At 74.3% G+C, this 20,540-nt stretch carries 19 protein-coding genes; 14 read left to right on the forward strand and 5 right to left on the reverse strand.

Going from position 1 to position 20,540, the window contains the following annotated elements:
- Positions 1-127 precede the first annotated feature (127 nt).
- From HL054_RS12470 to HL054_RS12485, 4 genes are all read left to right on the forward strand, one after another.
- Positions 128-1,297 (forward strand): pyridoxal-phosphate-dependent aminotransferase family protein, encoded by a 1,170-nt coding sequence (locus HL054_RS12470; protein WP_369139332.1) that lies wholly within the window; start codon positions 128-130, stop codon positions 1,295-1,297.
- Positions 1,294-4,215, forward strand: a complete 2,922-nt coding sequence (locus HL054_RS12475) for an FAD-binding and (Fe-S)-binding domain-containing protein (RefSeq protein WP_369139333.1) — start codon at positions 1,294-1,296, stop codon at positions 4,213-4,215. Before HL054_RS12470 ends, HL054_RS12475 begins: the two co-directional genes overlap by 4 nt.
- Before the next feature lie 258 nt (positions 4,216-4,473).
- Positions 4,474-4,953, forward strand: coding sequence for a MarR family winged helix-turn-helix transcriptional regulator (locus HL054_RS12480; RefSeq protein WP_369139334.1), 480 nt, complete (start codon positions 4,474-4,476; stop codon positions 4,951-4,953).
- 53 nt (positions 4,954-5,006) lie between these two features.
- Positions 5,007-6,686: an MFS transporter gene (locus HL054_RS12485; protein WP_369139335.1), complete on the forward strand. Its 1,680-nt coding sequence runs from the start codon at positions 5,007-5,009 to the stop codon at positions 6,684-6,686.
- Positions 6,687-6,754: 68 nt separating this feature from the next.
- Here HL054_RS12485 and HL054_RS12490 read toward each other — a convergent pair whose 3' ends face one another.
- Both HL054_RS12490 and HL054_RS12495 read right to left on the reverse strand, forming a co-directional pair.
- Positions 6,755-7,192, reverse strand: a complete 438-nt coding sequence (locus HL054_RS12490) for an OsmC family protein (RefSeq protein ID WP_369139336.1) — start codon at positions 7,190-7,192, stop codon at positions 6,755-6,757.
- Positions 7,193-7,305: 113 nt separating this feature from the next.
- The gene (locus HL054_RS12495; RefSeq protein ID WP_369139337.1) at positions 7,306-7,770 is read right to left on the reverse strand and encodes a MarR family winged helix-turn-helix transcriptional regulator; all 465 of its coding nucleotides are present in this window, start codon (positions 7,768-7,770) and stop codon (positions 7,306-7,308) included.
- Between the two features lie 200 nt (positions 7,771-7,970).
- On the opposite strand from HL054_RS12495, the gene clpB reads away from it, so the two are divergent.
- The 3 genes from clpB to HL054_RS12510 all read left to right on the forward strand — a co-directional run bounded on the left by clpB (position 7,971) and on the right by HL054_RS12510 (position 11,966).
- Complete coding sequence (gene clpB, locus HL054_RS12500; protein WP_369139338.1) at positions 7,971-10,577, forward strand: ATP-dependent chaperone ClpB; 2,607 nt, start codon at positions 7,971-7,973, stop codon at positions 10,575-10,577.
- Between the two features lie 163 nt (positions 10,578-10,740).
- On the forward strand, positions 10,741-11,205 hold the full coding sequence (locus tag HL054_RS12505) for a hypothetical protein (protein ID WP_369139339.1): 465 nt from the start codon (positions 10,741-10,743) through the stop codon (positions 11,203-11,205).
- Positions 11,202-11,966 carry a hypothetical protein gene (locus HL054_RS12510; protein WP_369139340.1) on the forward strand — a complete coding sequence of 255 codons (765 nt, stop codon included), beginning with the start codon at positions 11,202-11,204 and terminating at the stop codon, positions 11,964-11,966. Before HL054_RS12505 ends, HL054_RS12510 begins: the two co-directional genes overlap by 4 nt.
- Before the next feature lie 8 nt (positions 11,967-11,974).
- Here the strand turns inward: HL054_RS12510 and HL054_RS12515 are convergent, their stop codons facing one another.
- On the reverse strand, positions 11,975-12,442 hold the full coding sequence (locus HL054_RS12515) for a hypothetical protein (protein WP_369139341.1): 468 nt from the start codon (positions 12,440-12,442) through the stop codon (positions 11,975-11,977).
- Between the two features lie 66 nt (positions 12,443-12,508).
- Here HL054_RS12515 and HL054_RS12520 point away from each other — a divergent pair, with 66 nt between their 5' ends.
- From HL054_RS12520 to HL054_RS12550, 7 genes are all read left to right on the forward strand, one after another.
- On the forward strand, positions 12,509-13,228 hold the full coding sequence (locus HL054_RS12520; protein WP_369139342.1) for a fasciclin domain-containing protein: 720 nt from the start codon (positions 12,509-12,511) through the stop codon (positions 13,226-13,228).
- A 32-nt stretch (positions 13,229-13,260) separates the two neighbouring features.
- Positions 13,261-13,818 carry an orotate phosphoribosyltransferase gene (gene pyrE / locus HL054_RS12525; protein WP_369139343.1) on the forward strand — a complete coding sequence of 186 codons (558 nt, stop codon included), beginning with the start codon at positions 13,261-13,263 and terminating at the stop codon, positions 13,816-13,818.
- A gap of 92 nt (positions 13,819-13,910) precedes the next feature.
- Entirely contained in the window at positions 13,911-15,347 is a 1,437-nt protein-coding gene (locus tag HL054_RS12530) for an FAD-binding oxidoreductase (protein ID WP_369139344.1), read from the forward strand.
- Positions 15,348-15,375: 28 nt separating this feature from the next.
- On the forward strand, positions 15,376-16,737 hold the full coding sequence (locus tag HL054_RS12535) for an FAD-dependent oxidoreductase (RefSeq protein ID WP_369139345.1): 1,362 nt from the start codon (positions 15,376-15,378) through the stop codon (positions 16,735-16,737).
- A 123-nt stretch (positions 16,738-16,860) separates the two neighbouring features.
- Positions 16,861-17,895 (forward strand): class II fructose-bisphosphate aldolase, encoded by a 1,035-nt coding sequence (fbaA, locus tag HL054_RS12540; protein ID WP_369139346.1) that lies wholly within the window; start codon positions 16,861-16,863, stop codon positions 17,893-17,895.
- Position 17,896: 1 nt separating this feature from the next.
- Positions 17,897-18,301, forward strand: coding sequence for a DUF3151 domain-containing protein (locus HL054_RS12545; protein WP_369139347.1), 405 nt, complete (start codon positions 17,897-17,899; stop codon positions 18,299-18,301).
- Positions 18,302-18,423: 122 nt separating this feature from the next.
- Positions 18,424-18,567 carry a GPGG-motif small membrane protein gene (locus HL054_RS12550; protein WP_369139348.1) on the forward strand — a complete coding sequence of 48 codons (144 nt, stop codon included), beginning with the start codon at positions 18,424-18,426 and terminating at the stop codon, positions 18,565-18,567.
- A gap of 22 nt (positions 18,568-18,589) precedes the next feature.
- On the opposite strand, the gene HL054_RS12555 is transcribed toward HL054_RS12550, so the two are convergent.
- Positions 18,590-19,462 carry an ATP-binding cassette domain-containing protein gene (locus HL054_RS12555; RefSeq protein WP_369139349.1) on the reverse strand — a complete coding sequence of 291 codons (873 nt, stop codon included), beginning with the start codon at positions 19,460-19,462 and terminating at the stop codon, positions 18,590-18,592.
- Positions 19,459-20,523 carry an ABC transporter permease gene (locus HL054_RS12560; RefSeq protein WP_369139350.1) on the reverse strand — a complete coding sequence of 355 codons (1,065 nt, stop codon included), beginning with the start codon at positions 20,521-20,523 and terminating at the stop codon, positions 19,459-19,461. The genes HL054_RS12555 and HL054_RS12560 overlap by 4 nt, the downstream gene beginning before the upstream one ends.
- Positions 20,524-20,540 lie beyond the last annotated feature (17 nt).

The following is a 20,540-nucleotide window of genomic DNA, read 5'->3' on the forward strand; positions in this document are numbered from 1 at the left end:
GTCCGGACGTGTCAAGCGTCACAGCACGTCCGAGACGTCTCGGCAGTCATCCACCAGCCGGTAGTAGTCTCCCGCATGGTGGACTTCGGGTGTCGCGCCCGGGGCCGCGTGACGAGAGGGTCATGGCATGTCAGGGACGACGACGACCGGACGCCACTTCCTGCAGATCCCGGGGCCGACCAACGTGCCCGACCGGGTCCTGCGGGCGATGTCGGCACCGACCATCGACCACCGCGGCCCGGAGTTCGGCGCGCTCGGGCTGGAGGTCCTCCAGGCGGTCAAGCCGGTGTTCGGCACCACCCAGCCGGTGGTCGTCTACCCGGCGTCCGGCACCGGGGCCTGGGAGGCCGCGCTGACCAACACGCTGTCCCCCGGGGACACGGTGCTGGCCTTCGAGACCGGCCACTTCGCCACCCTCTGGCAGGAGATGGCCACCCGGCTGGGCCTCCGCGTCGAGTTCGTCCCCGGGGACTGGCGGCACGGCGCCGACCCGCAGGCCGCCCAGGAGAGGCTCGCCGCCGACACCGGGCACGAGATCAAGGCCGTGATGGTGGTCCACAACGAGACCTCCACCGGCGTCACCAGCCGGGTGCCGGAGATCCGCGCCGCCCTGGACGCCGCCGAGCACCCGGCGCTGCTGCTGGTCGACACGATCTCCTCGCTGGGCAGCATCGACTACCGGCACGACGAGTGGGGCGTCGACGTCACCGTCGCGGGCTCGCAAAAGGGGCTCATGCTCCCGCCGGGGCTGAGCTTCAACGCGGTCAGCGAGAAGGCGCTGCAGGCGTCGAAGACCGCCGGCCTGCCCCGCTCGTTCTGGGACTGGCAGCCGATCCTGGCCGCCAACGAGCGCGGCTTCTTCCCCTACACGCCGGCCACGAACCTGCTCTACGCGCTGCGCGAGGCGTTGCAGATGCTCGACGACGAGGGCCTGGCGAACGTCTACGCCCGGCACACCCGGCACGCCGAGGCGACCCGGGCCGCGGTGCGCGGCTGGGGGCTGGAGGTGCTGGCCCTCGACGAGCGGGAGTACTCCGGCTCGCTCACCGCGATCCTGCTGCCCGACGGCGGGGCGGACGCGGTGCGCGAGGTGATCCTGCGCGAGTACGACATGTCCCTCGGCGCGGGCCTGGGCAAGCTGGTGGACAAGGTCTTCCGGATCGGCCACCTCGGCCACTTCAACGACCTGACGCTGGTGGGCACCCTGGGCGGGGTGCAGATGGGCCTGGTCCGGGCCGGTGTGAAGATCGACACCAACGGCATCCAGGCCGCCCTCGAGCGCCTGCAGCAGGCATGACCGCGGCGCCGGAGCGCACGGCGGTGCGCGCGGAGGACCTCGCCGGGGACCTGGAGCGGGAGCTGACCCGGGCGCTGGACGGCGAGGTCGCCTTCGACGACTACACCCGGCACCTGTTCAGCCAGGACGCCTCGATGTACGTGATGGTGCCGCTGGGCGTCGTCTACCCGGCGCACACCGCCGACGTCGTCGCCGCGGTGCGGCTGGCCCGCGAGGCCGGCGTCCCGGTGCTGGCGCGCGGTGCGGGCACCAGCCTGGCCGGCCAGACCGTGGGCCCCGGGCTGGTGCTCGACCTGTCCCGGCACATGCACCGGATCAGCGAGCTGGACCCGGAGGCCCGGTCCGCGCGGGTCGAGCCGGGCGTCGTCCAGGACGACCTCAACCGGGCCGCCGCGGCGCACGGGCTGATGTTCGGGCCGGACACCTCGACGTCCAACCGCGCCACGATCGGCGGGATGATCGGCAACAACTCCGCCGGCAGCGGGTCGGTGCGATTCGGCATGACGATCGACCACGTGCAGGAGGTCGACGTCGTCCTGGCCGACGGGTCCACCGCCACCTTCGGCGTCGTCGACGAGGCCGAGCGCGCCCGCCGGGCGCAGGGCGACACCCTCGAGGCGGCGATCTACCGGGAGCTCCCCGAGCTGGTCGCGGCCAACGCCGAGGCGATCGCCACCGGCTTCCCGCAGTTCTGGCGGCGGGCCGGCGGGTACCGGCTGGACCGGCTCGCCGACGGGCAGCCGTTCGACCTGGCCAAGTTCCTGGTGGGCTCCGAGGGCACGCTGGCGGTCATCACCTCGGCCCGGGTCGGGCTGGTGCCCAAGCCGACGCGCCAGGCGTTCGCGGTGGGCCACTTCGACACCGTGCAGGGGGCGATCAACGCCACCGAGGACGCGCTGTCGCTGGAGCCGGCCGGGGTCGAGCTGCTGGACCGGACGATCCTCGACCTGTCCCGGCAGAAGATCGAGTACGCCGCGCTGGGCCGGATCCTGGAGGGCGACCCCGAGGCGCTGCTGTTCGTCTCCTTCACCGGCGACGACGCCGACGCCCTGGCGGCCTCGATGGACGCGCTGGTCGAGCTGTGGGAGCGCAACGGCCACGGCTACCACACCCTGCGGGCGGTCACCCCGGCGCAGCAGGGTGCGCTGATGAAGGTCCGCAAGTCGGCCCTGGGGCTGTTGATGGCCAACTCCGAGGGCGCCCGCCGGCCGCTGGCCTTCGTCGAGGACACCGCCGTCGACCCGAAGCACCTGGCCGAGTACACCGCCCGGTTCGCCGAGGTGCTGGACCGGCACGGGCTCGAGGCCGGCTTCTACGGGCACTGCTCGGTCGGCTGCCTGCACGTCCGGCCGTTCGTCGACCTCAGCAAGCCCGGCCAGGTCGACGTGATGCGCGCGGTCGCGGTGGAGATCAAGGACCTGGTCCGCTCCTACGGCGGGGTCAACTCCAGCGAGCACGGCGACGGGCTGGCCCGCAGCGAGTTCAACCGCGAGCTGTTCGGCGACGACCTGTACGAGGCGATGCGCCGGGTGAAGGGCCTGTTCGACCCGCAGGGCACCCTCAACCCGGGCAAGATCGTCGACGCGCCGTCGATGACCGACCACCTGCGCGACGAGCACCCGCCGCAGCCCGGTCCGCTGCGCACCCGGCTGCAGTTCGACGTCGTCGGCGGCATGTTCGGGGCGGCCGACCGCTGCATGAACATCGGGCTGTGCCGCAAGTCCACGACCGGCGTGATGTGCCCGTCCTACATCGCCACCCGGATGGAGGAGCACTCCACCCGCGGTCGGGCCGGCGCGCTGGTCAAGGCGCTCAGCGAGGGCGACCCGCACACCGCGCTGGCCGACGAGCGGCTGCACGAGGTGCTCGACCTGTGCCTGATGTGCAAGGCGTGCAAGAGCGAGTGCCCGCTGGGCGTCGACGTCTCGGCGATGAAGAGCGAGGCGCTGGCCGCCAAGCACGACGTGTCCGGCACCCCGCTGCGCTCGCGGGCGTTCGGGGCGATCCGCACGCTGAACCGGCTGGGGTCGGCGACCGCGCCGCTGTCCAACCTCCCGGGGAAGATCAAGCCGCTGCGGGCGCTGATGGACTCCCGGCTGGGCATCGCCCGGCAGCGCGACCTCCCGGTGTTCCACCGGACGACGCTGATGCGGTGGTTCCGCAAGCACCAGGCACCGGCCGGCGCCACCCAGCAGCCGGTGACGATGCTGGCCGACTCCTTCACCAGCTACACCGAACCGGGCATCGGGCAGGCCGTCGTCCGGCTGCTGGAGGCCGCCGGGCACCCGGTGCGGCTGGAGAGCAAGGGCTGCTGCGGCCGCGCCAGCATCTCCAAGGGCCTGCTGGACGACGCCCGGGGCAAGGCCGCCAAGCTCGCGGCCAACCTGTGCGACGGGGTCGAGCCCGGCTCGCCGATCGTCGGCTGCGAACCGTCCTGCATCCTCACGCTGCGCTCCGAGCACGTGGACCTGCTGCCCGACGACCCGAACGTCCGCGACGTCGCCTCGCGGGTGAAGCTGCCCGAGGAGCTGCTGGTCGAGGCGATCGACGAGGGCCGCCTGACCCTGCGCGAGGACAGCTGGCTGGCCGGCCGCACCGTCGTCTTCCACGGCCACTGCCACCAGAAGGCCGAGGCCGGGACGGCGGCGACCGTGGCCCTGCTGGCGCGCATCCCCGGGGTGACGGTGCAGGAGCTCGACGCCGGGTGCTGCGGCATGGCCGGTTCGTTCGGGTTCGAGTCCGAGCACTACGACGTCTCGCTGCAGGTGGGGGAGGACCGGCTGTTCCCGGCGGTCCGCTCGGCCCCGGCCGACGCGGTCATCGCCGCCACCGGGGTCTCCTGCCGGCAGCAGATCTTCCACGGCACCCAGCGGACGGCGTGGCACCCGGCCGAGCTCGTGCTGGAGGCGCTCGCCTGACCCCGCCGCCCGACCCCGCCGCCCTCGGCGTGGATCAGGTCCCCTGATCGAAGGCCGTCCCCCCGCACCGACGCCGGTGCGGGGGGACGGCCTTTCGTGCGGGAGGACGGCGGTGGACCGGGTCAGCTGGACCGTCCCCTGGAGCGCGACCGACGTCACGCGCGCGTCCCGTTGCATACAGCAACCAAGCGGTGCAAGATGGTTGCTGTCTACATGTACCGGGCGTCCCGTCGTCCGGATCCAGCCTCGGAGGACGACGTGCAGCTCACCCCGGCGACCGCGGAGCGGCTCACCGCGGGCGTCGCGCACCTGGTGCGCACGACGCGGCAGCTCGGCCACCGCGTCGCCACCGACCTCTACGGCGACCTGCCGTCCTTCGGCTGGGCGCTGCTCGTCCCGCTCGAGCGTGACGGCGACCTCCGCTGCAGCGCGCTGGCCGCCCGGGCCGGCGTCGACGTCTCGGTGGTCAGCCGCCAGGTCGCCACGCTGGAACGGGCCGGCTACGTGCACCGCCGTCCGGACCCGCTCGACGGCCGGGCCAGCCTCATCACGCTGAGCCCCGCCGGTGCCGGGGCGCTCGCCCACACCCGCGCGGTGCGCGGCCAGTGGGCGGCCGAGGCGCTGGCCGACTGGTCCGAGGACGACGCCCGCCGGTTCACGGTGCTGCTGGAGAAGCTGGCCGACGGTCTGGAGACCGCCGGCCGCCCCCGCGGCCGCCCCCAGGTGGTGCCCGGATGACGTCGTCCGCGCCCGCCCGCCCCCACTCGTCCCACTCGCCAGGAGAACCGTCCATGAGCACGTCCACCCCCACCCGGGCCGTCGCGGGCCCCGCGGCGGGCACCGTCGCCGACCCCGCGTCGGTCGCCCCGGCCGAGCAGCAGGGAGGGATGACGCACCGGCAGATCCTGTCCGCCCTGTCGGGGATGTTGCTGGCGATGTTCGTCGCGTTCCTGTCCTCGACCGTCGTCTCCAACGCGCTGCCCACGATCATCACCGACCTGCGGGGCTCCCAGAGCCAGTACACCTGGGTGGTCACCGCGACCCTGCTGGCCTCGACCGCGTCGACCCCGATCTGGGGCAAGCTCTCGGACCTGTTCAGCAAGAAGCTGCTGATCCAGATCGCGATCGTGGTCTTCATCGTCGGCTCGATGCTGGCCGGGCTGTCCCAGTCGGTGCCCACGCTGATCGGCTGGCGCGTGCTGCAGGGCCTCGGCCTCGGCGGGCTGCAGGCGCTCGTGCAGATCGCGATGGCCGCGATGATCAGCCCGCGGGAGCGCGGCCGGTACTCCGGCCTGCTCGGCGGGGTCATGGCCGTGGCGACCGTCGGCGGTCCGCTGATCGGTGGCGTGCTGGTCGACACCAGCTGGCTCGGCTGGCGCTGGTGCTTCTACGTGGGCGTCCCGTTCGCGGTGGCCGCGCTGGTGCTGCTGCAGCGCACGCTGCACCTGCCGGTGACCAAGCGCGACGTCTCGATCGACTACCTGGGCGCGGCCTTCCTCACCGCCGGCGTCTCCGCCCTGCTCATCTGGGTCACCCTCGCCGGGGGCAGCTTCGGCTGGCTGTCGCTGGAGACCGGGCTGTTCGTCGGCGGCGGCGTGCTGGCCATCGCCGCGTTCATCGTCACCGAGCTGCGCGCCAAGGAGCCGATCGTCCCGCTGCGGCTGTTCCGCGACCGCACCACGACGCTCGCCATCATCGCCAGCGTCGCGATCGGTGTGGCCATGTTCGGCTCGACGGTCTTCCTCGGCCAGTACCTGCAGATCTCCCGCGGCTACTCGCCCACCGCGGCCGGCCTGCTCACCATCCCGATGGTCGGCGGCCTGCTGGTCTCCTCCACCGTCTCCGGCATCCTGATCACCCGCACCGGCCTCTGGAAGCGCTACCTGGTGGCGGGCTCGCTGCTGGTGGCCCTCGGCTTCGGGCTGCTGGCGACGATCGACCACGCGACGAACATGGTGCTGCTGGGCGTCTTCCTCGCGGTGCTCGGGACCGGCATCGGCATGACCATGCAGAACCTGGTGCTGGCCGTGCAGAACACCGTGGCCGCCACCGACCTGGGCGCCGCCAGCTCCGCGGTCGCCTTCTTCCGCAGCCTCGGCGGCACGATCGGCGTCTCGGTGCTGGGCGCGGTGCTCTCCTCCCGGGTCGGCACGCTCATCCAGTCCGGGCTGGCCGACATCCCGGGTGCCGCCGCGGCCGCCGGCTCCGGTGACGTCGGGCTGGCCTCGCTGGCCGACGCGCCGGCTCCGGTCCGGGCGCTGATCCAGGTGTCCTACGGCGACGCGACCGGGCGGATCTTCCTCGTCTCAGCGCTGCTGTCGATCATCACGATCGTCGCCATCCTGTTCATCCGCGAGGTCGCGCTGCGGACGTCGTCCGGCGACGAGCAGCTGCGGGCCGAGACCCGCGCCAGCAGCACGGTCGCGGTGGACGGCGAGCTCGCCACCAGCGGCCGGCACGCCGCGAGCTGAGCCGCCGGCACGACGACGACGAAGGCCCGCCTCCCGGTCAGGGAGGCGGGCCTTCGTCGTGCGGGGGCTCAGGAGACGAGCGAGGCGTCCAGCGTGATGTCCACGGCGGCGAGCGCCTTGCTGACCGGGCAGCCGGCCTTGGCGGCCTGGGCGGCCTTCTCGAAGCCGCCGGCGTCGAGCCCGCCGACCTCACCGCGGACGGTCAGCGCGATCCCGGTGATCGTCGGGGCGCCGTCCTGCTGGCCCAGCGTGACCTCGGCGGTGACCTCGAGGGACTCGGTGGTGCCCCCGGCCTTGCCGATCTCGCTGGACAGCGCCATGGCGTAGCAGGACGAGTGCGCCGCCGCGATGAGCTCCTCGGGGCTGGTGGTGCCCCCGGCCTCGTCGGCGGCCCGCTTGGGGAAGCTGACGTCGAACGTGCCGACCTTCGAGCTGGACAGCTCGACCTGGCCGGAGCCCTCCTGCAGGGAGCCGTTCCAGGCGGTGCGTGCGGTGCGGGTGGGCATCGGACCTCCTCCGTCGGCCGGGCCGCCGTGCCGCGGGTGCGACACGGTCGGTGACCGGACCTGGCCTGGACAACCGTTGCCCGGCGGCGGTGTTCCCGCCACCCGGCGTCCGGTCAGCGGGCGGCGGTCTCCTGGCGGGGCGCGGTCACGCGCTCGGTGATGGTGCGCAGCTGGCCCTTGAGGTCGGCGAACTGCTCGCGGTCCAGGTCCAGCGCCGAGATCATGTTGGCGGAGATGTCGCAGGCGGGCTCCTGCAGCGCGCGGCCCTCCTCGGTCAGCCGCACCGAGACCGAGCGCTCGTCGTCGGCGCGGCGGTGCCGGGTGACCAGGCCGGCGGCGGTGAGCCGCTTGAGCAGCGGGGACAGGGTGCCGGAGTCCAGGGCCAGGCGCTGGCCGAGCTGGCCGACCGTCTGCCCGTCCTCCTCCCACAGCAGCATGAGCACGAGGTACTGCGGATAGGTGACGCCCAGTTCGTCCAGCATCGGCCGGTAGCGGGCGGTGACCGCGCGGGAGGCCGCGTAGAGGGCAAAGCACAGCTGGTCGTCGAGTGCCACGCTCGGCGACGGGGTGTCCGTCATGCCATGAGGATAGGGCGCCACTCGACTGCGGGCCGCCGTGTCGTCCGTCTCGTTGCCGATCGGTACCGGAGAGTGACCGTAGCCGACCCCTGCGCCGGGCTGCACTGGACGCCGGCGGGTTGAGTGGAACAGACTCAACTCCTGCTCCGTTGGACCATCAGAAGAGTCCGGCATCACAGGAGAGGACACCCGCACCGACCATGGCGCAGAGCAAGCTCACCACCCGTTCGCAGGAGGCCGTGACGGCAGCCCAGCGGCTCGCCGTCGAGCGTGGCCAGGCCGCCCTCGAGCCCCTGCACCTGCTGGTCTCGCTGCTCGAGCAGGCCGACGGCATCGCCGGCCCGCTGCTGCAGGCGACCGGCGCCGACCCCGCCGACGTGCGCGCCAAGGCCGATGCCGCGCTGCGCCGGCTGCCCAGCGTCAGCGGGTCGACCGTCCCGGCCCCCGCGCCGTCCCGGGAGCTCCTCCAGGTCATCAACGCCGCCAGCGAGCAGGCCGGCGCGCTGGGCGACGAGTACGTCTCCACCGAGCACCTGCTCGTCGGGCTGGCCACCGCCGGCGGCGAGGCCGGCGCGGTGCTCACCAGCTCCGGCGCCACCCGGGACGCCCTGCTGTCGGCCTTCCGCACGGTGCGCGGCAACCGCAAGGTCACCACCCCGGACCCGGAGAACACCTTCCAGGCGCTGGAGAAGTACGCCGTCGACCTCACCGCGCGGGCCCGCGAGGGGAAGATGGACCCGGTCATCGGCCGGGACACCGAGATCCGCCGCGTCGTGCAGGTGCTGTCCCGCCGGACCAAGAACAACCCGGTGCTCATCGGCGAGCCCGGCGTCGGCAAGACCGCGATCGTCGAGGGCCTGGCCCAGCGGATCGTCGCCGGCGACGTGCCGGAGAGCCTCAAGGGCAAGCGGCTGATGGCGCTGGACCTGGGCTCGATGGTCGCCGGCGCCAAGTACCGCGGCGAGTTCGAGGAGCGGCTCAAGGCCGTGCTCCAGGAGATTACCGACGCCGAGGGGCAGGTCGTCACCTTCATCGACGAGCTGCACACCATCGTCGGCGCCGGTGCGAGCGGCGACTCCGCGATGGACGCCGGCAACATGATCAAGCCGATGCTGGCCCGCGGTGAGCTGCGGATGGTCGGGGCCACCACCCTCGACGAGTTCCGCGAGCACATCGAGAAGGACCCGGCCCTCGAGCGCCGCTTCCAGCAGGTCTACGTCGGCGAGCCGTCGGTCGAGGACACCATCGGCATCCTGCGCGGGCTCAAGGAGCGGTACGAGGTGCACCACGGCGTCCGGATCACCGACGCCGCGATCGTCGCCGCCGCCACCCTGTCCGACCGCTACGTCACCGCGCGCTTCCTGCCCGACAAGGCGATCGACCTCGTCGACGAGGCCGCCAGCCGGCTGCGGATGGAGATCGACAGCCGCCCGGTCGAGGTGGACGAGGTGGAGCGGGTGGTCCGCCGGCTGGAGATCGAGGAGATGGCGCTGGCCAAGGAGGAGGACCCCGCCTCCCAGGCCCGGCTGGCCACGCTGCGCACCGACCTGGCCGACCGGCGGCAGGCGCTCGACGAGCTGACCGCGCGCTGGCAGCAGGACAAGAACGCCATCGGCCGGATCCAGCAGGTCAAGGAGGAGCTCGAGCGGCTGCGCCTGGAGGCCGAGCGGGCCGAGCGGGACGGCGACCTGGCGCACGTCGCCGAGCTCCGGTACGGCCGGCTGCCCCAGCTGGAGCGCGAGCTGACCGCGGCCGAGGCCTCGGCCGCCGGGCGCGAGTCGATGCTCAAGGAGGAGGTCGGCCCCGACGACATCGCCGAGGTCGTCCAGGCCTGGACCGGCATCCCGGCCGGCCGGCTGCTGGAGGGCGAGACGCAGAAGCTGCTGCGGATGGAGGACGAGCTCGCGAAGCGGGTCGTCGGCCAGCCCGAGGCGGTCCGCGCCGTGGCCGACGCCGTCCGCCGGGCCCGCTCCGGCGTCTCCGACCCCGACCGCCCGACCGGGTCGTTCCTGTTCCTGGGCCCCACCGGGGTCGGCAAGACCGAGCTGGCCAAGGCGCTGGCCGACTTCCTCTTCGACGACGAGCGGGCGATGGTCCGCATCGACATGAGCGAGTACTCCGAGAAGCACTCGGTGGCCCGGCTGGTCGGTGCCCCGCCCGGCTACGTCGGCTACGAGGCCGGTGGCCAGCTCACCGAGGCCGTGCGGCGCCGTCCCTACACGGTGGTGCTGCTCGACGAGGTGGAGAAGGGGCACCCGGACGTCTTCGACGTGCTGCTGCAGGTGCTCGACGACGGCCGGCTGACCGACGGCCAGGGCCGCACCGTCGACTTCCGCAACGTGATCCTGGTGCTGACCTCCAACCTGGGCTCGCAGGTCATCGCCGACCAGTCGATCCCGGAGGACCGCAAGCGCAGCGCGGTGCAGGACATCGTCCGCGGCCACTTCAAGCCGGAGTTCCTCAACCGGCTCGACGACGTCGTCACCTTCCGCGCGTTGGGCTCGGACGAGCTGGCCGGCATCGTCGACATCCAGGTCGGCGTGCTCGCCCGGCGGCTGGCCGCGCGCCGGCTCACCCTGCGGGTCACCGACGCGGCCCGGGAGTGGCTGGCGCTCAACGGCTTCGACCCGGTCTACGGCGCCCGCCCGCTCCGCCGGCTGGTGCAGTCCGCGATCGGGGACCAGCTCGCCCGGGCGCTGCTGTCCGGTGAGGTCCGGGACGGCGACGAGGTCGTCGTCGACTGGCCGACCGACGTCTCCGAGCCCGACGCCGGGCTCCGCGTCACCCGGGCCGACCGCGCCGGCTGACCGGTCCCGCCGCCCTCCCCAGCGCCCGCCGTCCGCACCCCGGACGGCGGGCGCTGCCGCGTCCCGGGCCTGTGGACGGCGCCCGCGCGGGTGGGCCGATCCGCCCTACGGTCGCCTCTCCGCCGGGCGCACCGGGTGCCGGGCAGGACGGAGGACGACGACGATGGACGACCGACCGGCCCGCATCTCGGCCGCCCGCTGGGTCATCGCCCTCGGCCGGCTGTCGGCGGCGCTGCTCGCGTGCGCCGCGGCCTGGACGCTGGTCGCCGTGGTCTTCGTCGGCTCGCCGCGGGTGCTCCTGGTGTCCGGGCTGCTGGCCGGGTGCGCCACGGCCTGCCGCGCCCTCGTCGAGGCCTTCGCGGCCCACCGGCGCGGCGCCTGGCAGCTGCTCGTGGTCAGCACCGCCGTCGGGGTGCTCGCCCCGTGGCTGACCGGACCGGTGTCGCCGCTCGACGTCGTCCCGGTGGTCTGGCAGGCCGTCGTCCTGGGGCTGCTGCTGCACCCGGACAGCCGGGACTGGGTGGCCGGTCCGGGGCACCCGTCCGGGGTGTCCCCGGGTGCCCCGGCCCGCTCGATGCCGGATGATCATGACCGTCCGCACGACGAGGTGAGTCGAGGAGCGTCATGACGTCAGGACCGCAGGACCCGCAGCAGGGTGGCTACGGACAGCAGCCGCCCTCCGGTCAGCCGGGCCAGCCCCCGTACGGCCAGCCCGGCTACGGACAGCAGCCCGGCTACGGCCAGCAGCCCGACCCGTCGGGCCAGCCCGGCCAGCAGGGCCAGCAGGGCCAGTACGGCCAGCCCGGCTACGGCCAGCAGCCCGGCTACGGGCAGCAGCCGGGGTACGGCCAGCCCGCGTACGGCCAGCAGCCCGGGTACGGCCAGGCCGGCGCGAACCCGTACCCGGCAGCGCCGCAGGGCGGCGACTGGGGTGCCCCGCCGGCGGCGCCGACCGCACGGCCGGCGACGGTGCGCAACGGCATCTTCGCGTTCCTGGCCAACACCGTGCTGGGCCTGCTCGCCTCGATCGTCACCTTCGCCGACCTCGACTCGCTGGTCGCCGACGCCGCCCGCGACGCCGGCGTGGCCACCGACGACGTCCGAGCCGGCCTGCTGGTCGGCGCCTTCATCGGCCTGGTCTTCCTGGCCCTGTACCTGCTGGTGCTGTGGTTCGCGTGGAAGGGCCGCAACTGGGCGCGGATCGTGCTCTGGGTCCTCGGCGGGCTGAGCGTGCTGTCCGGCCTGTTCGGGCTGGGCAACGGCAACGGCCTGCTGGCGTTCCTCGGCGTGGTCCAGCTGCTGCTGGTGATCGCCGGCATCGTGCTGCTCGCGCTCAAGCCGTCCAACGAGTGGTACCGGGCGGAGAGCCAGCGGCAGCTCCGCCGCTGACCGACGGCTCAGCCCGCGCTGCGGCTGCGTGCGCCCCCCTGGGCCCACGCAGCCGTCGTGCGGGCGAGCAGGCTGGTGACCGCCGCGGCGCAGAGCACCAGCACCAGCATCGAGGTCACCGCGATGCCGCCGGTCAGCAGCGTCGCGCCCAGCGTGATCAGCCCCAGCAGCCCGGCGGCGACCAGCCCGGTCCACCGCGCCCAGCTGCGGCGGCGGGCGAGGAAGACCGCGGACACCGCGGTCAGCAGCCCGAAGACGACCGACTGCACCAGGTTGAGCCGCACGACGGTGGCCGCCTCCGCGCGGTCCGGGTCGGTCTGCGCGTCGACGATCGCGTCGACCACCGCGTCCCAGGCGAGGGCGGTCAGCAGCGAGCTGAGCAGCAGCAGCGCCGCGAGCGCGGCGAGGACGCCGACCGACACCCGGGCCGACGTCGGCATGGCGCGCGCGGAGGGGGCAGCCGGTTCGTCGCTCACCCGGCCAGCCTGGCACGACCCGCCCGGCACCTGCGGTTGCGCCGGGCGGCGGGGCGTGCGGATGCCATGCTCGCCCGCAGCGCACCGCCCCCACCGGAGCAGGAGGACCCCACCGTGAAGGCCGCCCGGCTGTCCCACGCCACCGCCCGTCTCGCCGTCGCGGCCGCTGTCCCGGTGCTGCTCGCCGGCCTGACGTCCTGCAGCTCCGACGACGACGGTGCGACCGACGCCGCCGCGAGCAGCGCGCCGACCAGCGCGGACGCCGGCACCACCGCCACCCCGGGGACCACGGGACCATTCGGCCCCGGCTGCGGCATCTTCCCCGCCGAGGGCGTCGGCAGCCTGGCCGCGGTCGCCGCCGCCCCCGCGGGACTGGCGGTCAGCAGCGTGCCGGACCTGAGCACGCTCACCCAGGCGGTCCTCGCCGCCAACCTCGTCGACGTGCTGAACACCCGGCCCGAGGTGACCGTGCTGGCGCCCTCCAACGCCGCGTTCGACGCGCTCGGGCCCGATGCGCTGCCCGCGCTGTTCGCCGACGCCCCCCGGCTCACCGCCCTGCTCACCCACCACGTGGTCAACGGCCGGCTGGCCCCCGACGAGCTGGTGGGGGAGCACACCACGCTCAACGGCGACACCGTGACCGTGTCCGGACCGCCGGACGCCCCCACGGTCGCGGCCGAGCAGACCGTGGCCGGTGCGGCGGCCGGCACGGTGCTCTGCGGCGACGTGCCCACCGTCAACGCGACCGTCTACGTGGTCGACCAGGTGCTCACCCCGGCCGGCTGAGCCCGGGCCGGCGGCTCAGTAGGGTCCTGCCCATGGACGCTGCAGGCCCGGCCCACCCCGACCGCGACCGGCTGCGCGAGCTCATCGTCTCGCTCGCCGTGGTGCACGGGAAGGTCACGCTGTCCTCGGGACGCGAGGCCGACTGGTACATCGACATGCGCCGGCTGACGCTGCACCACGAGGGCGCCCCGCTGGTCGGCCGGGTGATGCGCCAGCTCACCGGCGACCTGCGCTACGACGTGGTCGGCGGCCTCACCCTCGGCGCCGACCCGGTCGCGACCGCGATGCTGCACGCCGCCTCCGACGGGGCCGGCTTCCTCGACGCCTGCGTCGTCCGCAAGGCCGGCAAGGCGCACGGGCTGCAGCGCCGGATCGAGGGCCCGGACGTCGCCGGCCGCACGGTGCTGGTCGTCGAGGACGTGTCGACCACCGGGGGCAGCCCGCTCACCGCGGCCGAGGCACTGCAGGAGGCCGGTGCCGAGGTGGTCGGCATCGCCGTCATCGTCGACCGCGGCGGGCGGGCCGCCGTCGAGGCCGCCGGGTTCGAGTACCGGGCGGCGTTCGACCTCGCCGACCTCGACCTCGCCTGAAGGACCCCCTCGCCCCCCACCGCTCGCACGCTCGCGGCGGCCCCCTGCGAGAGGGCCGGACGGGCAGGGGCCGAGGGACGTACGGTCGGGGGGTGACCGCCCTCACGACGACGTGGGTCCGCGAGCTCCAGGACGCCCTGGGCCCGGACAGCGTGCTCACCGATCCCGACGTCACCGCCGCCTACGCCCGCGACCAGGCGATGCTCGCCGAGGCCGGGTTGCCCGCCGCGGTGGCGCTGCCGCGCAGCACCGAGGAGGTCGCCGCGGTGCTGCGGCTGGCCTCCCGGCACGGCGTCCCGGTGGTGCCCCGCGGTGCGGGCTCCGGGCTGGTCGGCGCGGCCAACGCCGTCGACGGCGGCATCACCCTGGTGCTCACCCGGATGGACGCCGTCCTGGAGGTCTCCGCGGCCGATCGGCTGGCCGTCGTCCAGCCCGGGGTGGTGAACAAGACGCTGCGGGACGCCGTCCGGGAGCACGCGCTGTTCTACCCGCCGGACCCGGCCAGCTACGACTGGTGCACCCTCGGCGGCAACATCGCGATGAACTCCGGCGGCCTGTGCTGCGTGAAGTACGGCGTCACCACCGACTACGTGCTCGGCCTGGAGGTCGTGCTCGCCGACGGGCGGGTGCTGCGCACCGGCCGGCGCACCGTCAAGGGCGTGGCCGGCTACGACCTGGCCCGGCTGTTCGTCGGCTCCGAGGGCACGCTCGGGGTGATCACCGAGGCCACGCTGGCGCTGCGCCCCGCGCCGCAGCCGCCGGTCACCCTGGTCGCCAGCTTCGGCACCAGCGCGCAGACCGGTCAGGTCGTGGAGCAGGTGGTCACCAGCGGGCTGGTGCCCAGCATGCTCGAGGTGATGGACCGCACCTGCATCCGCGCCGTCGACGACCTGATGAAGGCCGACCTGGACCGCGACGCCGCGGCGCTGCTGCTGGCCCAGTCCGACAGCGGGGGCGAGGTGGCGGCCGCGGAGATCGCCGCGCTCACCCGGCTGTGCGAGGCCGCCGGCGCCGACTTCGTCCACTCCACCGACGATCCGGCCGAGGGCGACCTGCTGATGACCGCCCGGCGGATGGCGCTGCCGGCCCTGGAGCGGCTGGGCAGCAGCCTGCTGCTCGACGACGTCGCCGTCCCGCGGTCCCGGGTGGCCACCTTCATCGACGGCTGCGACGCCATCGCCGCCACGTCGGGGCTGGTCATCGGCGTGGTCGGGCACGCAGGCGACGGCAACATGCACCCCACCGTGGTCTTCGACGGCGCCGACCCCGACCAGCGCTCCCGGGCCTTCGCCGCCTTCGACGCCATCCTCGAGCTCGGCCTGTCCCTCGGCGGCACGATCACCGGCGAGCACGGCGTGGGCACGCTGAAGGCCGGCTGGCTGGAGCGGGAGATCGGCCCGGTGTCGCTGTCGGTGCACCAGGCGGTCAAGCACGCCCTCGACCCGGCCGGGGTCCTCAACCCCGGGAAGATGTTCCGCCGTGCCGCGGTCGGCGACCTGGCCGCCGTCAGCCGGCTGCCGGGGACCTGAGCCTGCCGACGGTGGCAGGCTGCCGGTCATGAGCGAACGGCTGGTGGTGGTCGGCGGGGACGCGGCCGGGATGTCGGCGGCGGCCCAGGCCCGCCGCCTGCGGGACGCCGGTGACCTGGAGGTCGTCGTCCTCGAGCAGGGCCGGGACGTCTCCTACTCCGCGTGTGGCATCCCGTACTGGGTCGGCGGGCAGGTCGGCGGGCGGGACGACCTCATCGCGCGCACCCCGGCGGAGTTCGCCGCGCAGGACATCACCGTGCGCCTGGGCACCCGGGCCGAGGCGATCGACCTGGCCGCCGGCCACGTGCTCACCGCGGACGGTGAGCGGCTGGGCTACGACCGGCTCGTGGTGGCCACCGGGGGCCGCCCCACCCGCCCGCCGATCCCCGGCCTGGACGCCCCCGGCGTGTACGGCGTGCACCGGCTGGACGACGGCGCGGCGATCCGGGCCGCGATCGACGCCGGCCCGCGGGACCGGCCGATGCGCGGGCTGGTGCTGGGCGGGGGCTACATCGGGCTGGAGATGGCCGAGGCCCTGCAGCGCCGCGGGCTGGAGGTGACCGTCGTGCTGGCCGACCCGCTGCCCATGCAGCTGCTGGACGCCGACATGGGCGAGCGGGTCTGCGCGGCGATGACCGCGATGGGCATGACCGTGCACACCGACCAGGCCGTCCGCGAGGTGCTGGTCGACGAGGCGGGCCGGGCGTGCGGCGTGCGCACCGACGCCGGCCGCTACGACGCCGACCTCGTCGTCCTGGGGCTGGGCATGGGGCCGGAGGCGAGGCTGGCCGCCGACGCCGGGCTCGCTCTCGGCCCGACCGGGGCGGTCGACGTCGACCGCAGCCAGCGCTGCCGGGACCACCCGGAGGTGTTCGCCGCCGGCGACTGCGCGCAGACGTTCCACCGGGTCACCGGCGAGGTCGCCCACGTGGCGCTGGGCACCCACGCCAACAGGCAGGGCCGGGTGGCCGGCTCGGTCGTCGGCGGCCGGCCGGCGCGGTTCGCCGGGGTGCTGGGCACCGCGCTGACCAAGGTCGGGGACCTGGAGGTCGCCCGCACCGGGCTGTGCACCACCCAGGCCGAGCAGGCCGGCTTCGCCTACCGGGCCGACACCATCGAGAGCACCACCCGGGCCGGCTACTACCCGGGGGCCGAGCAGCTGGCGGTCAAGCTGGTCACCGAGCGGGGGTCCGGGCAGCTGCTGGGCGCCCAGGTGGTCGGCGGCCCGGGCGCCGGCAAGCGGATCGACGTGCTGGCCACCGCCATCTGGGCGGGGATGACCGCCGAGGACCTCGCCGGCAGCGACCTGTCCTACGCCCCACCGTTCTCCCCGACCTACGACGCGGTGGTGGTGGCCGCCCGCCGGGTCAGCCGCACCGAGCAGGGCTGATGAAGGACCCCGCTGCCCCCCACGCCACGCTGCGCGCGGCGCGGGCCCCTGCAGCGGGGCCGGAGGTTGGCGCGATACTGACCGCGAGCAGAGCCGCTGGTCCCGACGTCAGGAGAGCACCGCATGCCCATCGCGACCCCCGAGGTCTACGCCGACATGATCAGCCGGGCGAAGGAGGGCGGTTTCGCCTACCCGGCGATCAACTGCACCTCGTCCGAGACGGTCAACGCCGCGCTGCGCGGCTTCGCCGACGCCGGCAGTGACGGGATCATCCAGTTCTCCACCGGCGGTGCGGAGTTCGGCTCCGGCACCCGGGTCAAGGACATGGTCACCGGCGCCGTGGCGCTGGCGGAGTTCACCCACGTGGTCGCCGAGCGGTACCCGGTCAACGTCGCGCTGCACACCGACCACTGCCCCAAGGACAAGCTGGACAGCTACGTCCGCCCGCTCATCGCGCTCTCCCAGGACCGGGTCGACGCCGGCCAGGCGCCGCTGTTCCAGTCGCACATGTGGGACGGCTCGGCGGTCGAGCTCACCGAGAACCTGGAGATCGCCCAGGAGCTCATCGAGAAGTGCGCCGCCGCGAAGATCGTCCTCGAGGTGGAGATCGGCGTCGTCGGCGGCGAGGAGGACGGCGTCGCCCACGAGATCAACGAGAAGCTCTACACGGCGGACGGCGACTTCGTGCGCACCGCGGAGGCGCTCGGGCTCGGCGAGAAGGGCGTCTACCTGCTGGCCGCGACCTTCGGCAACGTGCACGGCGTCTACAAGCCCGGCAACGTCAAGCTGCGCCCCGACGTCCTCGAGCGCGGCCAGGCCGTGGTCGCCGAGCAGTTCGGCCTCGGCGAGGGGGCCAAGCCGTTCAACCTGGTGTTCCACGGTGGCTCCGGCTCGGACCTCTCGGACATCCGCGAGGCGATCTCCTACGGCGTGGTGAAGATGAACGTCGACACCGACACCCAGTACGCGCTGACCCGCGCGATCGCCGGGCACATGTTCAGCAACTACGACGGCGTGCTCAAGGTCGACGGGGAGGTCGGGGTCAAGAAGACCTACGACCCGCGCACCTACATGAAGCTGGCCGAGGCGAACATGGCCGACCGCGTCGTGCAGGCCTGCCAGGACCTGCTGTCCGCCGGCCAGTCGCAGGCGGGCTGACATGACGCACTCCCACAACCTGCTGGGCGAGCCGCCGGCCACCCTGCTGCCGGGCATCCCGGCCGCCGACGACGCCCTGGCCGCCGGCACCGACCCTGCCGAGGTGGCGGCGGCGAACCCGACGTCCAGCGCGGCCTGGGCCGCCCTGGCCGAGGCCGCGCTGACCGGCGGCCGCACCATCGAGGCCTACGCCTACGCCCGCACCGGCTACCACCGCGGCCTGGACGCGCTGCGCCGCAACGGTTGGAAGGGCTACGGCCCGGTCCCGTGGTCGCACCAGCCCAACCAGGGTTTCCTGCGCTGCGTCACCGTGCTGGCCAAGGCGGCCGAGGCCATCGGCGAGGTCGACGAGCAGGAGCGCTGCACCCAGCTGCTGCGCGACTGCGACCCGTCACTGGCCGCGTGACCAGCGGGATCGGCCCCCGGTAACGAATTGATCTTCCGACGTGACGTCGGCCGGAGGTGGGGATAGCGTCCACCTCCGGTCGACGCCACCTCAGGTGTCGCCTCGAGGAGAGGGGCAGGGTCATGGTCACGTTGCTGTGGATCCTGGCTGTCGTGCTGGTGGTCGCGGGAATCTTCGCGATCCTCCGCAAGCAGCTGCTGTGGGGCATCGTGCTGATCGTCGTCGGGCTGCTGGTCGGCCCGGGCGGGGTCAGCGTCTTCAACTGAACGACGGCCCACCCCGTGCGCGTCAGCGGTCGGGGTGGGCCGCCCGCAGGCCCCGGGTGAGCAGCGACAGCTCGTCCCCGCCGGCCACGAGCCGGGTCAGGTCGTCGACCTCGACGTCGTCCCGGGTGAGGTCGCCGGCGACGCGGCCGCCACCCAGCAGCACGAACCGGTCGCCGACCAGGTGGGCGTACTGCGGGCTGTGCGTCACGAACAGCACCGCCAGCCCGGCGCTCCGAGCGGCCTCCACCGACTGCAGCACCAGCGCCCGCTGGGCGACCGTCATCGGCGCGGTCGGCTCGTCGATCACCAGCACCCGGGCGCCGAAGTGCAGCGCCCGGGCGATCGCCAGGCTCTGCCGCTCGCCGGCCTGCAGCGCGCTCGCCGGCTGGCCGGGGTCGATGCCGGTCACGCCGACCCGGGCCATCTCCCGGACGGTGGTCTCCTCGGCCCGGCCGACGTCGAGCCGGCGGACGGGCCAGGCGCCCCGGGTGGGCTCCGCGCCGAGGAAGAAGTTGCGCCACACCGACATCAGCGGGGCGACCGCCAGGTCCTGCCAGATGGTGGCGATGCCGCGGGCGCGGGCCTGCTGGGGCGACCGGAACCGGACCGGCCGGCCGTCGACGAGCAGCTCGCCCTCCGCCGGCCGCTGCAGGCCGGACACCACCGCGACCAGCGTCGACTTCCCCGAGCCGTTCTCGCCGAGCACGCAGGTCACCTCGCCGGCCCGCAGCGCCAGCGACACCCGGGAGAGCGCGGGCTCGCTGCCGAAGCGGACCGTCACCCCGCGCAGCTCGAGCACCGGCGGCGGGGCGGCCGTGGCCCCACCCTGCTCGGCGGAGTCGTCCGGCGCGGGGTCGCCCACCACCGCGGCGCCGTCCGGGACGGGGTCGCTCACCACCGCGGCACCGCCCGCAGCCGGCGCCGGACGACTCCGTTGGCCAGCAGGGCGACCAGCAGGCACCCGCCCAGGAAGGCCTGGAACCAGCGCGGGTCCCAGCCGGACAGCGCGATGCCCTCCCGCGCGATGCCGTAGAGCAGGGCGCCGAGGGCCGCGCCGTAGGTCGACCCGTAGCCGCCGGTGAGCAGGCAGCCGCCGATCACCGCGACGACGATGAACTCGATCTCCGCGCCCAGCGCCGGGTCGACCTGCACGCCGCCGAGCCGGACGAGCGAGAGCGTGCCGATCAGCCAGCCGGCCGCGGCGGTGCCCAGGAACAGCAGCACGGTGGTGCGGGCCACCGGGACGCCGAGCTCGCGGGCCGCCTGCGGCGCGCCGCCGCTGCTGAACACCGCGTTGCCGAACCGGGTGCGCCACAGCAGCCAGCTGGCCACCGCGGTCGCCGCCACCCACCACAGCAGCGAGACGCGGAACCGGCCGTCGCCGAGCTGCGCCGTCGACCCGAACACCGCCAGCGCCGAGTCCCAGCCCGACGCCTCGGCCAGCCCGGACACCCGGGAGGAGCCGGCGACGGCCGGCGTCACGGCGAGCGTGCTGCCCTGCAGCACCAGGAAGGTGGCCAGCGTGACCAGGAAGCTGGGCAGCCCGGTGGTGACCACGAGCAGCCCGTTGACCGCACCGACCAGCAGGGCCGCGGCCAGGGAGAGCACCAGGGACGGCCAGATGCCGAGCCCCGCCTCGGTCACCAGCAGCGCGGCCACCAGCGAGCTGCCCACCGCGACCACGCCGATGGACAGGTCGAACTGCCCCGCGACCAGCAGCAGGCCGACGGCGACCCCACCGATGCCCAGCGGCGCGGCGATGTCCAGCACGGTGGCCAGGCCGCCGGCGCTGAGCAGCCCGGGGGCCTGCAGGGTGAAGAACAGGCCGACGCTGAGGACGCCGAACAGCGCGCCGACGCTCGGCCGGGCGAGCAGCCGGTGCAGCAGCCGGCGACCGCCCGCGGCGGAGACGGCGGGGGCCGGTGGGCCGAGGGTGGGGAGCCGCGCGGAGCTCATCGCCGGCACGCCCGGCC

Source organism: Modestobacter versicolor (genome assembly GCF_041028285.1).
Lineage (GTDB): Bacteria > Actinomycetota > Actinomycetes > Mycobacteriales > Geodermatophilaceae > Modestobacter > Modestobacter versicolor_A.

Coding starts and splice junctions, on each gene's coding strand:
- HL054_RS12470 (WP_369139332.1), top strand. CDS start 128: ATGTCAGGGACGACGACGACCGGACGCCACTTCCTGCAGATCCCGGGG.
- HL054_RS12475 (WP_369139333.1), top strand. CDS start 1,294: ATGACCGCGGCGCCGGAGCGCACGGCGGTGCGCGCGGAGGACCTCGCC.
- HL054_RS12485 (WP_369139335.1), top strand. CDS start 5,007: ATGAGCACGTCCACCCCCACCCGGGCCGTCGCGGGCCCCGCGGCGGGC.
- HL054_RS12490 (WP_369139336.1), bottom strand. CDS start 7,192: ATGCCCACCCGCACCGCACGCACCGCCTGGAACGGCTCCCTGCAGGAG.
- HL054_RS12495 (WP_369139337.1), bottom strand. CDS start 7,770: ATGACGGACACCCCGTCGCCGAGCGTGGCACTCGACGACCAGCTGTGC.
- clpB (WP_369139338.1), top strand. CDS start 7,971: ATGGCGCAGAGCAAGCTCACCACCCGTTCGCAGGAGGCCGTGACGGCA.
- HL054_RS12505 (WP_369139339.1), top strand. CDS start 10,741: ATGGACGACCGACCGGCCCGCATCTCGGCCGCCCGCTGGGTCATCGCC.
- HL054_RS12510 (WP_369139340.1), top strand. CDS start 11,202: ATGACGTCAGGACCGCAGGACCCGCAGCAGGGTGGCTACGGACAGCAG.
- HL054_RS12520 (WP_369139342.1), top strand. CDS start 12,509: ATGCTCGCCCGCAGCGCACCGCCCCCACCGGAGCAGGAGGACCCCACC.
- pyrE (WP_369139343.1), top strand. CDS start 13,261: ATGGACGCTGCAGGCCCGGCCCACCCCGACCGCGACCGGCTGCGCGAG.
- HL054_RS12535 (WP_369139345.1), top strand. CDS start 15,376: ATGAGCGAACGGCTGGTGGTGGTCGGCGGGGACGCGGCCGGGATGTCG.
- fbaA (WP_369139346.1), top strand. CDS start 16,861: ATGCCCATCGCGACCCCCGAGGTCTACGCCGACATGATCAGCCGGGCG.
- HL054_RS12545 (WP_369139347.1), top strand. CDS start 17,897: ATGACGCACTCCCACAACCTGCTGGGCGAGCCGCCGGCCACCCTGCTG.
- HL054_RS12550 (WP_369139348.1), top strand. CDS start 18,424: ATGGTCACGTTGCTGTGGATCCTGGCTGTCGTGCTGGTGGTCGCGGGA.
- HL054_RS12560 (WP_369139350.1), bottom strand. CDS start 20,523: ATGAGCTCCGCGCGGCTCCCCACCCTCGGCCCACCGGCCCCCGCCGTC.